The following is a 14,441-nucleotide window of genomic DNA, read 5'->3' as shown; positions in this document are numbered from 1 at the left end:
TGGAGGTAGAATGAAATGAAAGTAACATTACAGAATATAGGTAAGAAATATGAAGGACGTGAAGAATTCACCCTGAGAAACATCGATCTGGAAATCGAAGACAAGGATTTCTGCGTCATCCTGGGACCATCAGGCTGCGGGAAGACCACGCTTTTAAGAATGATCGCGGGCCTTAATTCCATCACGGAAGGCGACCTGCTCTTCAACGACAAGAGAATGAACAAGGTTCCTTCCAAAGACCGTGACATCGCCATGGTTTTCCAGAGCTATGCCCTGTATCCCCATATGACCGTTTATGACAACATGGCCTTTTCGCTGACCATGAGAAAGGAAAGAAAGAGCGTCATCGACAAAGCGGTCCGTGAGGCGGCAGAGCTTCTGCAGATCACAAACTATCTGCACTCCAAGCCTTCAGACATCTCCGGCGGACAGCGTCAGAGAGTGGCCCTGGGCCGTGCCATGGTGAGAAGACCCAAGGTCTTCTTAATGGATGAGCCTCTGTCCAACCTGGACGCCAAACTCCGTGAGCATATGAGAGTGGAGCTTGTAAGGCTTCACAAGCAGCTGGGCACCACATCCATCTATGTCACCCATGATCAGACGGAAGCCATGACCATGGCCACAAAAATCGTTCTGATGAATGCAGGGAAGATCCAGCAGGCCGGAAAGCCGGAAGAGTTCTACAATCAGCCGGCCAACCTTTTCGTGGCCAGATTCATCGGATCCCCCACCATGAACATCTTTGAAGGAGAAATCAGGGGCGGAAGCTTCCAGTCCACGGACGGATTCATCAAAGCTTCCCCATCCGAGGCAGACAGGAAAGCCGTGGAAGCCTATGAAGGCAAGAAAGTGTCTTTAGGCATCCGTTCCGAGCGTTTCCTCACAGAACCCTCAGAGGAGAATGTTGAAGTGGAAATCGACGTCATGGAAATGCTGGGTAAGGAAAAGATTCTGTATACACAGCTTCCATCGGGACAGGAGATCATCATTTCCGTACCAGGACATCTGGATTTCAAAGAGAACACCAAGAGCAAGTTCGGCATCGATCAGGGTTCTCTGCACTTCTTCGATACGGAAACCGGCATACGAATCAACTAATTGACACAGAACAGGAAGGAGCTAAAAGCCTTGAGAAAATCGAATCAGACAACCGTGAAAGACGTGGCCCTGAAGGCGAAGGTATCCCCATCCACCGTCTCCAGGGTGATTTCAAACAATCCCAAGATCAGTGAAGAAACCAGAGTGAGAGTGCTGAAGATCATGGATGAGATGGGGTATTATCCCAATGCCATCGCCCGTTCTCTGGCCTCCCGCAAAACAGGAACCGTGGGCGTGATTCTGCCTTCAAGGTCGGAGGATCTTCTCCTGAACCCGTTCTTCCCGGAAGCCCTCAGAGGGATTCTGAAAGGGGCGGCAGCGGCTTCCTATGATGTGCTGCTCTCCAGCAGCACGGAATCCAAGAGTGAACTGGAAATCGTGAAGACCTTCATCCGAAGCTCCAAGGTGGATGGCATCATCCTCATGAGCAGTAAGGTCAATGACGAGACCCAGGAATACTTAAACAGCATCGATTTTCCTTTCTCCCTCATAGGGTCTCCCTATGACAACAAGGACAAGGTCAATCATGTGGACAACGACAACTATATGGCAGCTTATGAGATCACCACCTACCTCAGCATGATCGGCAGAAAGCGCATCGCGCTCATCGCCGGAGAGGACAGTCAGATGGTGACCATGAAGAGAATAGAAGGATACAAGAAAGCCCTTATGGAGAGCAATCTCGCCTTTGATGAAAGGCTTCTGTTTACGGGGAAGTTCGATGAGGAAACCGGATACACCTATGGTGTGGCCATTCTGAATCTGGAACCCATGCCCGATGCCATCATCATCACAGACGATCTCATCGCCTTTGGTGCCACCAAGGTATTCAAAGGTGCTGGCATATCCATTCCCAAAGATATGGCCATTGCCAGCTTCAACAACAGTATTCTTTCCCGATACTCCGACATTCCTTTGACCAGTGTGGAGATCAATTCCTTTGATCTGGGATACTACTCAGTAGATCTTCTGGTGAAAGCCATCAATGATGGAGTGAAAGGAAGAAAACTCATTATCCCCTACGACATCGTGAAGAGACAGTCCACAGAGGGAGAGTAGAACAGACCATAAGGTGTTATAGTATTTTTTACTATGACACCTTTTTTGACAGAAAGATGCTTTAGCCCTATGGAAAGCATCCTTGAGGAGGAGAGAGCAACATGATCAATATCCATGCACTTCATCATCAGACCACCATTCCCTATGCCTATGCGAAGGACAAGGATCATCTCTATGTAAGACTTCGAACGGCCAGGGATGATTTTTCTGAAATCAAGGTCTATTACCGGGACCGTTATCTCACGAAGAACATCTTCAAGATCCGGTCCATGAAGAAATCCTACAGGGATATCCATTTCGACTACTACGATGCGGTGCTGGATCTTCCGAGGAACCGCTATGCCTACTACTTCCTTCTGCGAGACCATGAGGGGAAGGTTCTGTATATGGACGAAAGAGGCGTCTGGGAAAAAAGGCCCAGGGTCCTTCGTCATTACGCCTTTCCCTACATTGCGGAGGAGGATGTCTATGAGGGAGAGGACTGGCTGAAGAAATCCGTCTGCTATCAGATCTTTCCCGACCGGTTCCATCGCTCGGAAAATGCGGAAGTGGTGATAGGGGAAAAGAAGCTCTCCCCCTGGGGAGATACGCCCACCACCAGAAGTCATTTCGGAGGCAACATCAAAGGCATTACGGAGAAGATTCCCTATCTCTCGGAGCTGGGCATCACACTGCTCTACTTCACACCGCTTTTCGAATCCACTTCCAACCATAAATACAACACGAAGGACTACTATAAGATCGATCCCAGCTTCGGTACGCTGGAAGAGACGAAAGAGCTGGTGGCAAAATGCCATGAGAAGGGCATCCGCGTGGTCTTTGATGCGGTGTTCAATCATACGGGACATGACTTCTTCGCCTTCGAGGATGTGCTGAAGCACCAGGAGGAGTCCCGGTACAAGGACTGGTATCATCTGGATTCCTTCCCTGTATCCAAGGAGAAGGTCAACTACTACACCTTTGCCAACTACATCGCCTACATGCCTAAGATCAATCTCAAGAACCTGGCGGCCAGGCAGTACCTGCTGGATGTAGCCAGGTACTGGATCGAGGAGACGGGCATCGACGGATACAGACTGGATGTCTGCGACGAGCTCAGCCACAGTTTCCTGAAGGACCTGAGAAAGGTGGTCAAGGAAACGAAGAAGGATGCGGTGATCATCGGCGAGATCATGCATGAGGCAGAGGATTTTCTGGAGGGCAGCGAGCTGGACTCTATCATGAACTATCCTTTCCGTCATGCCATGATCGACACCTTCGCCAGAGGAGAACTGAGCCTGGAGGAATTCTTCCAGGTGCTCATCCATAATCAGACCATCTACAGAGAAGAGATCACCCACCAGATGCTGAATCTTCTGGGCAGTCATGATACCCCGAGATTTCTTACCGAGACCCGAGGCTCCAGAGTGAAGCTGATGCTGGCCACGGCTTTCCAGTTCCTCTACAAGGGTGTGCCCTACGTCTACTACGGAGACGAGATCGGTATCAGCGGCGGCATGGACCCGCTGTGCAGGAGAACCATGAGCTGGGATCGAGAAGACTGGGACATGGAGCTTTTCCGGTTCTTCCAGGAAACCATCCGGATGAGAAAAGAGAACGACGTGCTTTCCGAGGGAGATTTCCAGGTGGAGATGATTTCAGGAAAAGTCTTTTCCTTCAGCAGAAATCACAACGGGAAACGGATCCTTGCCTTCTTCAATCTGGACAACCGTCTGCGAGAGATCGAGCTCAAAGAGAAGCTGACGGGAACGGATCTCTATACCGGAGAAAACGTGGTTCTTGACGGCAGCATCAAGATGAAAGGCCTCTCCTTCCTGGCCATGGAAGAGAAGACAAGAGAACGCCTGGATAAAGAGGAGGGAAGCAAATGAGTAAAAGAATCTGGATTTCCTTTCTTCTTGCTCTGATGACCCTGACGGTCATGGGATGCCAAGGGAAGGAAACGCAGTACAGAACCTCCACGGAAGGAGTCTTTTCCTATGAAAACGCCACGGTGTATTTCGCCATGACCGACCGATTCTATGATGGGGATGAGGAGAACAACAACGCCTACGGGAGAGAAACCGTGGACAGCCTGGGCACAAGCATCGGCACCTTCAACGGCGGAGACATCAGAGGCATGACGGAAAAGCTTCAGGAAGGTTATTTCAGGGATCTGGGCATCAATGCCATCTGGATCACAGCACCCTACGAGCAGATCCACGGCTACATCGGCGGCGGTAGAGAGGGCGATTTCGCTCACTACGGCTTTCATGGATACTATGCTCTGGACTGGACCATGATGGACCAGAATCTGGGTACTGTGGAAGAGTTCAGAACCTTTGTGGATACGGCCCATGAACAGGGCATCCGGATCATCATGGATGTGGTCATGAACCATGTGGGCTATCCGAATCTTCAGGATATGCTGGAATACGGCTATGGAAGCGTGGATCTGCCGGAAGACTTCGCCGTGGAGGAGGGAGATGACTTCTTCTCCTATACGGATTATGTGGATTATGAGAGCGAAGAAGCCTGGGAGAACTACTGGGGAGACTGGGTGAGGGCAGATCTACCGGGCTATGAGAAGCCCGGTGCCACGGAAATCGATCTTTCCCTTGCTGGGCTTCCGGACATCCGAACCGATGTGACGGAAGATATCGGCCTTCCACCCATCCTGGAGCGAAAGTGGATGAATGAGGACGAAGCCTATGAACCCTGGATTCTGCCCAGTGCGAAGGACCTTAGGCGTGACCTGTCCCTGGCGCCCTATGAGTACATCATCGCGTGGCTCAGTGCCTGGGTGGAAGAATTCGGCATCGACGGATTCCGAATCGATACCGCCAAGCATGTGGAAGTGGAAAGATGGGCGGAGCTTGAAGAGGCGGCCACAGAAGCCCTCCACACTTATAGAGAGAACAATCCGGATAAACCGGCGGCTGCCTTCTCCGATGATTTCTTCATGATGGGAGAGGTCTGGGGTCATGGTGTCCTGAAGGATTACTATTTCGACAACGGATTCGATGCTCTCATCAACTTCACCTTCCAGGGGCTGAAGAAAGACGGACCTGTATTTCGGGGAAGAAACAAGGACAGTGTCTTCACCAATTATGCGGAAGTGCTGAACAGTGATGAGGCGTTCAATGTACTAAGCTACATTTCTCAGCATGACACCAACCTTTTCCCCAGAGACCGTCTGGAGGAAGGGGGAACTTATCTTCTTCTTCTGCCCGGCGCGGTGAAGATCTTCTATGGAGATGAGACCGCAAGACCCATGGGAGACGGCGGATCCGATGCCACTCAGGGAACCAGATCGCCCATGAACTGGGAAGAGGTGGATGAAGAGCTGCTTACCCATTTCAGAAAACTCGGCAGTTTCAGAAACAGAAATCTTGCTGTGGGGGCAGGGGAGCATATAAGATTAAGTGAAGAGCCCTACGTGTATATGCGAACCTATGACCGGAACGGACTGGAAAACACCGTGGTGATCTACGAAGGAGAACCTGGTGAGGTGACGGTTATGGTCAGTGATGCATTTTCCGATGGGGCAACCATAAGAGATGCGTACACAGATGAAATCTATACAGTGGAAAATGGAGAAATCCTTCTGAACGTGCATGAAAAGGGGCTTGCGCTGCTGGAAGAGGTCACGAAGATAGAGAACTGATGATAAGGACTAAGATTTCATAACAATGATTATGTAATCTTAGTCCTTCTTTTGTGGTGTAAGTGGGGGATGATTCAGTCAGTATTGCGTGAAGTGAAAAGGAATCATGGCATGTTTCTGCGGATAGACTTATAATGGAATCACAAAGAGAACCAAGTTATTCTGGAGGTGATATCCATGAAGCTCACACTGTATCCCAGAACCAAATCCGGTGTTTTTTCAATCAGTTTCATGATCATCGCGGTGATTCTGGTGGTGGTTGTCGCCTATATGGCAGAGGATATTGAAATACTCTATAATGGAGGATTCTTTGATCATCTGAATCTGGCCATCATGACCCTCGTTGCCTTCGGCTGCGCCATCATATCCCTTGTCACTGGACTTCTGGCGATCCTTCGGGATGGAGAACAGTCTGTGCTCTGCTATGGTGCCATCGTGCTGTCCGCTGCAGCGGTGTTCTTTGGTGTTTCTGAGTTCATCGGTGAAATGGATGCACTGAACACCCAGACGAAATAAGGTCAGAGAATGAATCGTATAATCAATGAAAAGGATCTGCTGAAACTTTGATGTTTCGGGTAGATCCTTTTTCTGATGGGAATATTCTGAAAGTAATGGTTCAGTTTTTCCCATTCAAAAAGAAAAGAATTGCACGAAACAGAATCCCAAAACGCAAATTTATGTTTTATAATCAAATCAATAGGAGGTGAATCTCGTTGGAACTGAACAATGATTGTATTCGGATTCTGAATTTCATGGCAGAGTATGATAATGAATATGTTAAATTATCAGAATTAAGCGACCAATTCAAGGTGACTGAGAAGACCATTCGGAACAAACTTGGAAAGATTGAGGACTTTTTGCAGACCAAAGGATTTGAAGCCCTCGACCGGAAGTATGGAGAAGGCATCAGATTGAATGCGACGCCTGAGCTTATGACCTATCTTGAGAAGTATAAGAAGACCTATACACCGTATCGGTATGTTTTTTCATCGGACGAAAGAAAACGTTTTATACAGTCTGAGCTTCTGCAGAGTGAAGAACCGATCAACATATCCTACTTCATGTCTGTGATGGATATCTCAAAAAATACGGTGATCAAGGAGCTGAATGAAATTGAATCCGTTTTTGCCCAGTTCAACCTGAAACTCAGAAGAAAGCCAAGAGTAGGCATCTATGTGGAAGGAAGGGAGAAGGATAAGCGTCTTGCGCTTTCCAGGGTTAACTCAGAAATCATGACTGTTTCCGATCTTTTGAACTTCATCTCCACCGGAGAAGGAAATTCAAAGAGCAATACGCTCCAGTTTGAGACGCTTTTCTCCGATATCGATACGGATTATCTGGACAGACTGCTCATTGAGATTGAGCAGGACAGTGGAATAGAGTTCAGTGATACAGCTTACAGCAGTATGATCACCCATCTGGTGATCATGATCAAGCGCATTCAGACAGACAGGAAGATTCTTGTCATCGATGCCCCCATTGATGAAAGGATGTATGCCTATGAAATCAAGCTGGCAAAGAAGATGGTCGCTAAAATCGAGAAGCACTTTGACATTGAAATACCGGAGACGGAAGTGAACTATATTGTGCTTCATCTTATAGGCGCAAAGCTCACGAAAGGACCTGGCATCAGTTCTTCGGAGGAGGAAAGTCTGAGAAATGTGATCATGAGAATGATCAGTGCCATAGAGAGCATCTATGGCGTCGCATTCATTCAGAGAGAGGCGCTTCTGGATGGACTGCTTCTGCATCTCAGACCTGCTGTGAATCGGATCCGATTTAATCTGAAGATCGAAAACCCCTTGTATGAGGATATTCTGATTCAGTATCGCGAGCTTTTTGAAAACACCAGAAAAGTATGTGTACTACTGGAAGAGTATCTGGGCAAAACCATCAGTGCTCATGAAATTTCCTACATCATGCTGCACTTCGGTGCTGCGCTTCAGAACTCCACAGAAAGTGAAGCGCCTTATCGAGTGATTCTGGTCTGCGGTACGGGGGTGGGGACAGCCAATATGCTGAAGTCTCAGCTGAATGAAGTGTACCAGATGAATGTGGTGGACACCCTTGGAGCAAGAAGTGTCAGAGAGTATCCCCGGGATAAATATGAGCTGATCATTTCAACCATACCCATTCCGCAGATGGACCCATCAGAGTACATCCGGATTAATCCTCTTCTCATGAAGAATGATTACGAGCGTCTGGATAAACTGTTTCAGAAGAGAAAAAATCTTTTCGCTTCAAAAGAGATGGTTTCCATAGATGACGTGATGGGAATTGTGGGGAAATATGCGAAGGTGGAGAACGAAGACCAACTGAAACTGGAGCTGCTGATGATTCTCGCCGATCGAGTCACCAGCAAAACAAGCAAGGAAGGAGCGCCACTTAGAGAATATCTGAAAGAGAGCAGCATAAAAGTATCCGTTCCGGTGAAGAACTGGGAACATGCAGTGGAGGAAGCGTGTGCCGTGCTTGAGGACAGAAGATCCATTCTCCCATCCTACTGCGCATCCATCAAGGAGAAGCTTAGAACACTGGGGCCTTATATGGTTATTGCGCCAGGGGTTGCACTTCTGCATACGGACACGGATAAAGGAGTACTGCAGACCGATTTTTCCATCATGACCCTGAGACAGGGAATCCGATTCGGAAAAGAAGATTACGATCCGGTGAGACTCGTCATCACATTTTCTTCAACGGATGGAGTGAGTCACATTCAGGCGCTTAGAGATCTTGCACTGCTGCTCGGAGATTCCGAACGGGTACTGAAGATCATGAACGCTGATACGAAGAAAGAGATACAGAAACTGATATGAATATGGAGGTATGGAATGAATAGTAATCACTACGCTGTACTGGAAGAAAAAGCAAAGGAAATCAGAATGATGATTCTGGAGCAGATCGCTGTGCCTGGAACAGGCCATGTGGGAGGCAGCTTTTCAGCAGTGGAAGCCCTTGTTGCCTTATACAACGGAATCATGAAGATCGACCCTCTGGATCCGCACATGGAAAGGCGTGACCGGTTTGTGCTGTCCAAGGGTCATGCGGGTCCGGGTCTTTATGCAGTTCTGGCTGAGCGGGGATATTTTGACCGGAAGATGCTTCTGACCCTCAACCAGTCCAATACAAACCTGCCCAGTCATGCGGATATGAACCGGACGCCGGGAGTGGACATGACTACGGGTTCTCTGGGGCAGGGCATCTCCTGCGCTGTGGGCATGGCGTATGCCTCCAGACTGAGAAAGGATGGGGCGACCATCTACTGCATGGTGGGAGATGGAGAAGCGCAGGAAGGACAGGTATGGGAAGCAGCTCTTGCTGCATCGAATTTCGGTCTGGACAACCTGATTCTTTTCATGGATTACAATAAGCTGCAGCTGGATGGAAGTCTGGAGGACATCGTGGACATGGGCGACATGGAAATGAAGTGGAAGTCCTTTGGTTTTGATACTTTCAGCGTGGACGGACACAGTTTTTCCGAGATTTTCGATGCGGTCCATGAAGCGAAGAAGAAGACGGGAAAACCGAAGATGGTCCTTCTGCACACATTGAAGGGAAAAGGCGTGAAATCCATCGAGGACATCGGGTTCAAGAACCATAGTATGCCGGTGACACAGGAGCTCATTGATGAGGCGAACATGGAACTGTTTGGAAGGAGTGGAATGAAATGGCTGTAACGGTGATGAGGGAAGTTCTTGCGGATACACTGAAGGATATGATGGAGAAGGATGAGCGGATTGTGGTGATGGATGCGGATCTGGCATCGGCAAATGGAACCTTCGGACTAAGGGATCAGTTTCCTGGACGGGCCATCGACGTAGGCATCAGTGAAGCCAATATGGCGAGTATGGCTGCTGGAATGTCCGCCTACGGCATGAAGCCTTATATCGTGACATTCACCGCATTTGCATCCAGAAGAATCTGCGACCAGCTGGCGATTTCCTGTGCCTACGCGAAGCAGGATGTGAAGATCATTGCCACAGATGCAGGGGTCACAGCGCAGACCAATGGTGGAACCCACATGTCCCTGGAAGATATCGGCATCGTCAGAAGCATACCAGGTACAGTAGTGCTGGATATGGTGGATGGCGTTCAGCTGAGAAAAGCGCTGCCGGTGATTCATGCTCATGAGGGCGTCGTCTATGTTCGTATGGTCAGAAAAGATACACCTGATGTTTTTGATGAGACTCACGAGTTCGATCTTTTCAAAGGGACTCACATGAAAGAGGGAAAGGACCTGACAATAATTGCTTCCGGCATCATGGTGCACGAGGCGATGATGGCGGAAAAGGAGCTGAAGGAAGCGGGCATCAATGCGGAGATCATTGCCATTCACTGTATTAAACCCATCGATCAGGAGATGATCATTGCAAGTGCCAGGAAAACCGGAAAGGTCATGACCCTTGAGAATCACAACATCCATGGGGGGCTCTACAGTGCTGTGGCAGAAGTGCTTTCTGAGCATTGTCCGGTACCGATGAAAGCCATCGGCATCAAAGATCATTTCGGTGAAGTGGGCAAGACAAGATTTCTGATGGAAAAATACGGCATGACAAAAGAGGATATTGTCCGGGAAGCGAAAGTGCTTTGTGAAAAATAAAGCGAATAGTTCAATTATTCCAATTTCACAGGAAAGGAAGTTGAGCCATTACCATATTTCAATCGTTTGGCGGTAAGAGTATGATAAAAGCAGATGTAAACCTTTAGATATTGATAAAGTGAAAGGTATGAAGAAGTATGATAGAAAAAATGATAACAAAAGATGTAGTACGAACACAGATCAGATGTGGAGACTGGAAAGAAGCAATCCATGAAGGATTGGAGCCACTGCGAAACAAGGGATACATCACAGAAAGTTATGAAGAAGCGATTCTGAAAAATTTTGAGGAAATGGGTACTTACATGGTCATTGCGCCAGGCGTGGTTCTATCCCACGCAAGGCCCGAAGATGGAGTGCTGAAGATGGGACTGAGCATCATGAATCTGGTGGAAGGCATCAATTTCGGGCATGAAACAAACGACCCGGTTCATCTGGTCCTCTCTCTGGCCGCCAGTGACAATACATCCCATCTGGAAATGCTGAGAGAGCTCATGAGTGTTCTGATGGAAGAGGACAAACTAAACACACTGAAATTCGAAAAAGATTCTGAGCGAATTGTAGCGCTTTTCAAAAATCAGTAAACAGGAAAGGAGGAAAAATTCATGAAAATACTTGTATGCTGCGGCAGCGGATTAGGATCCAGCTTCATGATCGAAATGAATGTGGAGGCAGCTTTGAAATCCATTGGAGCACCCTCAGACATCACGGTGGATCATTCAGACCTGGGTTCGGCAAAAGGCTATTTTGCGGATCTCTACATCGGAACACGAGACATCGCACCAGAGCTTGAAACCATCGGAAAACCAGTCATCTCTCTTGACAACATGCTGGACAAAAAGGAACTGGAAACAAAGCTTGAAAACAAACTGAAAGAAATGAATGTCATCTAATCATCACTATAATGCTTAAGGAGGATAAAACATGCTGCAATTTATACTTGACATATTAAGTACCCCTGCGATTCTCGTTGGTATAGTCGCTATGGTCGGACTCATTGCACTGAAAAAACCGGCATCGGAAATCATCAAGGGAACCATCAAAACCATCATGGGCTTCCTGGTTCTCGGAGGCGGAGCGGATATTGTCGTCGGCGCGCTGAATCAGTTCGGAATCATGTTCCAGGAGGGATTCGGCATAGCAGGAATCGTTCCGAACAATGAAGCCATTGTTGCTCAAGCCCTTCAGGAATATGGAACACAGACTGCACTGATCATGGCATTTGGTATGGTGGCGAACATCATCATAGCAAGATTCACTCCACTGAAATACATCTTCCTGACAGGCCACCATACCCTTTATATGGCTTGCATGATCGCCGCCATTCTTGTGGCAGGTGGTGTGGAAGGTACTGCACTGGTAGTCATCGGGTCCATCTTACTTGGATTCATCATGGTTCTTTCTCCTGCATTGGTTCAGCCGACCATGAGAAAGATCACCGGATCCAACGAAATCGCATTTGGTCATTTCAGTGCTGTAGGGTACTGGCTCTCAGCACAGGTTGGTAAACTGGTAGGAAAGGGATCCAAATCCACAGAGGAAATGAACTTCCCTAAATGGCTGCTGTTCATGAGAGACACCTCCGTTGCCATCTCCATCACCATGGGCGTGCTATACGTGATCGTAGCCATCGCTTCGGGCGCGGAGTTTGTAGAATCCCAGCTGAGTGGCGGACAGAACTTCATCATCTTTTCACTGCTGAAGGCCATCACATTTGCTGGAGGCGTATATGTTATTCTGGCTGGTGTTCGTCTGATTCTTGGTGAAATCGTACCTGCATTCAAAGGTATCGCAACGAAGCTTGTCCCCAATGCGAAACCTGCCCTGGACTGTCCAGTGGTATTCCCCTATGCACCAAACGCAGTCATCATCGGGTTCTTATCAAGCTTTGTTGGTGGAATCATCGGTATGGCGATCCTCATCGCCCTGGATGCACCCGTCATACTTCCAGGTGTAGTGCCTCACTTCTTTACAGGAGCCACAGCAGGTGTATTCGGTAATGCAACAGGTGGAAGAAGAGGTGCTGTCCTTGGTGCCATCGCCAGCGGTCTGCTGATCACTTTCCTGCCGGTCCTTCTGATGCCTGTTCTTGGCAACCTTGGATTCGCTAACACGACATTCAGTGATGCGGACTTTGGTATCGTAGGTATCCTGCTGGGTAATATTCTGAGACTGTTCAACTAGAGACGAAATGATAATATGACAGAAGAAAAAGGATCTTCCCGGCTCGGGAAGATCCTTTCGTATTTACCTGTGTTTGATCTGATGCACTCTGGAAGCGATACGGAAATACTCCTCTTCCAGTTTCTTTTTCTCTTCTTTTCCTGCCAGGGTCATCCTGTGCGCCAGCTCCGCCAGGTTCATCTCCATGATCAGGATAATCTCCTGGTTCTCTTTCTCGGGAATCTGCTTCGAAAGGAAGTAATCATAGTCTCCTTCATAGACAGTGAGCTTCTTCTCTGCCAGATGCCAGACCTCCTCTGCCACGGCCCTTACAAAGTAACGGTCATGGGAAATGAGAAGCAGGGCACCTGCATAGTCTCTCAAGGCTTCCTCAATGATTTCTTTGGTTTCGATGTCCAGAAAGTTTGTCGGTTCATCGAGAATCAGAAGATTGCACTGCTTGAGGATCAGCTTACAGAGCTCCACTCTCAGCTTTTCTCCATAGCTTAAGGTGCCGATTTTCTGAAAGACCATGTCTTCCGTGATCCGCATGGAGCCCAGAAGGTTTCTGATTTCTGTCTTGTCATCGGAGTACCGGGAAAGATCTTCCAGCGGCGTCTTCTCCTCTTCCAGATGGTACAGCTCCTGAGAAAGGTAGCCGATTTTTGTGGAAGGTGGTATATGAATCCTTCCCTCATAGTCTGTCTGTCCCAGAATGATCTTCATCAGGGTGGTCTTCCCCGCTCCGTTTTCTCCGAGCAGGGCGATTTTACTGCCGCTTCTCACATGAAACTTCACCTGGTCAAAGAGCAGCGTGTCAAAGGATTTGCCGATGTCTTCTCCATGGAGAAGAATCGGAGCCGCTTTTTCCGAAGAGACATGGAAGGAGAGGTTCACTTCCTTCTCGTAATGGGGTCGTTCCTTCACTTCCATCTTTTCGATGCGTTTGCGCATGGACTTGGCCTTCTTCTGCAGCTGCTTGTTTCGTGACCGGAGATAATCGTTTGAAGACAGGCCTTCCATCTTGTTTGCCTTATCGGAGATTCCTCTGGCCGCTGCTTCCAGTTCTTTCCGTTTTTTTGTGTAGCGGATGTACTCCAGATTGGCTCTTCTGATTTCCTGCTGCCGCTTCTCCTTGAAGAAGCTGTAGTTGCCGCTGTATTTCTTGAGGCTGTTCTGATTCAGATGGTAGATGGTATCCACCGTATGGTCGAGAAAATCCCGGTCATGGGAGATCATAAGCACGGCTCCCTTATAGGCGGCCAGGTAGTTCTCCAGGACTTCAATGCTTCCGGTATCCAGAAAATTGGTGGGTTCATCCAGGATGAGCAGTGGAGGATTGTCTTTCACCGCATGAAGGAAAAGAAGCTTTGTCTTTTCTCCTCCGCTGAGCGTATGGACTTCCCTGTTCATGAGTGGCTTAATGGACAGATCCTCCATGAGTTTCAGGAGGTCTTTTCCGTAACTGCCTGCCAGAATGCTTCTGATCTTCTCTTCTGAGACTTCGGCGCTCTGAGGCAGATATCCATAGGGAACGGGGACCTTCACCTGTCCTTCCACGGGCAGAATGTCTCCCAGGATGATCTTCATCAGGGTGGTCTTTCCGGAGCCGTTTCTTCCCAGTATGCCGATACGGTCTCGATCTTGGACCTCCAGGGAAACATGGGAAAAAAGCGCTTTCGATGGAAAGTGCATGGTTACGTCTTTTACTAGTATTTTCAGCAAGGTCTATCAACTCCCAGATCTTGCCTTTTCTGAGGCAAGAAGTTTATTCTGTTTTGGATTCTTCTTTGTGAATCATTTTTCTTTACCTCCTGTTTGTATTGAGTATAGTATAGTGGATAGATATAGGGAAATCAAATTTACAGTCCAAGAAAT

General features: G+C 48.2%; 12 protein-coding genes. 11 read left to right on the top strand and 1 reads right to left on the bottom strand.

Annotation, left to right across the window (positions count from 1 at the left end; all coding sequences use genetic code 11):
* The first annotated feature begins 15 nt into the window (after positions 1–15).
* From J3A84_RS03700 to J3A84_RS03650, 11 genes are all read left to right on the top strand, one after another.
* A complete protein-coding gene (locus tag J3A84_RS03700; RefSeq protein ID WP_207598665.1) occupies positions 16–1,098 on the top strand; it encodes an ABC transporter ATP-binding protein in 1,083 nt (360 codons plus the stop codon).
* 30 nt (positions 1,099–1,128) lie between these two features.
* Positions 1,129–2,157 (top strand): LacI family DNA-binding transcriptional regulator, encoded by a 1,029-nt coding sequence (locus tag J3A84_RS03695; protein WP_207598664.1) that lies wholly within the window; start codon positions 1,129–1,131, stop codon positions 2,155–2,157.
* Between the two features lie 101 nt (positions 2,158–2,258).
* Entirely contained in the window at positions 2,259–4,028 is a 1,770-nt protein-coding gene (locus tag J3A84_RS03690) for a glycoside hydrolase family 13 protein (RefSeq protein ID WP_207598663.1), read from the top strand.
* Positions 4,025–5,803: an alpha-amylase family glycosyl hydrolase gene (locus tag J3A84_RS03685; RefSeq protein ID WP_207598662.1), complete on the top strand. Its 1,779-nt coding sequence runs from the start codon at positions 4,025–4,027 to the stop codon at positions 5,801–5,803. The genes J3A84_RS03690 and J3A84_RS03685 overlap by 4 nt, the downstream gene beginning before the upstream one ends.
* A 177-nt stretch (positions 5,804–5,980) precedes the next feature.
* Positions 5,981–6,319 (top strand): hypothetical protein, encoded by a 339-nt coding sequence (locus J3A84_RS03680; RefSeq protein ID WP_207598661.1) that lies wholly within the window; start codon positions 5,981–5,983, stop codon positions 6,317–6,319.
* A gap of 197 nt (positions 6,320–6,516) precedes the next feature.
* The gene (locus J3A84_RS03675; protein WP_207598660.1) at positions 6,517–8,619 is read left to right on the top strand and encodes a BglG family transcription antiterminator; all 2,103 of its coding nucleotides are present in this window, start codon (positions 6,517–6,519) and stop codon (positions 8,617–8,619) included.
* Between the two features lie 15 nt (positions 8,620–8,634).
* Positions 8,635–9,480: a transketolase gene (locus J3A84_RS03670; RefSeq protein ID WP_207598659.1), complete on the top strand. Its 846-nt coding sequence runs from the start codon at positions 8,635–8,637 to the stop codon at positions 9,478–9,480.
* Positions 9,471–10,403: a transketolase family protein gene (locus tag J3A84_RS03665; RefSeq protein WP_207598658.1), complete on the top strand. Its 933-nt coding sequence runs from the start codon at positions 9,471–9,473 to the stop codon at positions 10,401–10,403. The genes J3A84_RS03670 and J3A84_RS03665 overlap by 10 nt, the downstream gene beginning before the upstream one ends.
* Positions 10,404–10,540: 137 nt before the next feature.
* The gene (locus J3A84_RS03660; RefSeq protein ID WP_207598657.1) at positions 10,541–10,984 is read left to right on the top strand and encodes a PTS sugar transporter subunit IIA; all 444 of its coding nucleotides are present in this window, start codon (positions 10,541–10,543) and stop codon (positions 10,982–10,984) included.
* Positions 10,985–11,005: 21 nt separating this feature from the next.
* Positions 11,006–11,293, top strand: a complete 288-nt coding sequence (locus J3A84_RS03655) for a PTS sugar transporter subunit IIB (protein WP_207598656.1) — start codon at positions 11,006–11,008, stop codon at positions 11,291–11,293.
* A gap of 31 nt (positions 11,294–11,324) precedes the next feature.
* The gene (locus J3A84_RS03650) at positions 11,325–12,584 is read left to right on the top strand and encodes a PTS ascorbate transporter subunit IIC (RefSeq protein ID WP_207598655.1); all 1,260 of its coding nucleotides are present in this window, start codon (positions 11,325–11,327) and stop codon (positions 12,582–12,584) included.
* Positions 12,585–12,647: 63 nt separating this feature from the next.
* Here the strand turns inward: J3A84_RS03650 and abc-f are convergent, their stop codons facing one another.
* Positions 12,648–14,288, bottom strand: a complete 1,641-nt coding sequence (abc-f, locus tag J3A84_RS03645) for a ribosomal protection-like ABC-F family protein (RefSeq protein ID WP_207598654.1) — start codon at positions 14,286–14,288, stop codon at positions 12,648–12,650.
* Positions 14,289–14,441 lie beyond the last annotated feature (153 nt).

The organism is Proteiniclasticum aestuarii (assembly GCF_017368455.1).
Classification (GTDB): Bacteria; Bacillota; Clostridia; order Clostridiales; family Clostridiaceae; genus Proteiniclasticum; species Proteiniclasticum aestuarii.
This window is presented reverse-complemented; position numbering and strand designations above follow the sequence as displayed.

Coding starts and splice junctions, on each gene's coding strand:
- J3A84_RS03660 (WP_207598657.1), top strand. CDS start 10,541: ATGATAGAAAAAATGATAACAAAAGATGTAGTACGAACACAGATCAGA.
- J3A84_RS03670 (WP_207598659.1), top strand. CDS start 8,635: ATGAATAGTAATCACTACGCTGTACTGGAAGAAAAAGCAAAGGAAATC.
- J3A84_RS03690 (WP_207598663.1), top strand. CDS start 2,259: ATGATCAATATCCATGCACTTCATCATCAGACCACCATTCCCTATGCC.
- J3A84_RS03665 (WP_207598658.1), top strand. CDS start 9,471: ATGGCTGTAACGGTGATGAGGGAAGTTCTTGCGGATACACTGAAGGAT.
- J3A84_RS03685 (WP_207598662.1), top strand. CDS start 4,025: ATGAGTAAAAGAATCTGGATTTCCTTTCTTCTTGCTCTGATGACCCTG.
- J3A84_RS03650 (WP_207598655.1), top strand. CDS start 11,325: ATGCTGCAATTTATACTTGACATATTAAGTACCCCTGCGATTCTCGTT.
- J3A84_RS03680 (WP_207598661.1), top strand. CDS start 5,981: ATGAAGCTCACACTGTATCCCAGAACCAAATCCGGTGTTTTTTCAATC.
- J3A84_RS03700 (WP_207598665.1), top strand. CDS start 16: ATGAAAGTAACATTACAGAATATAGGTAAGAAATATGAAGGACGTGAA.
- J3A84_RS03655 (WP_207598656.1), top strand. CDS start 11,006: ATGAAAATACTTGTATGCTGCGGCAGCGGATTAGGATCCAGCTTCATG.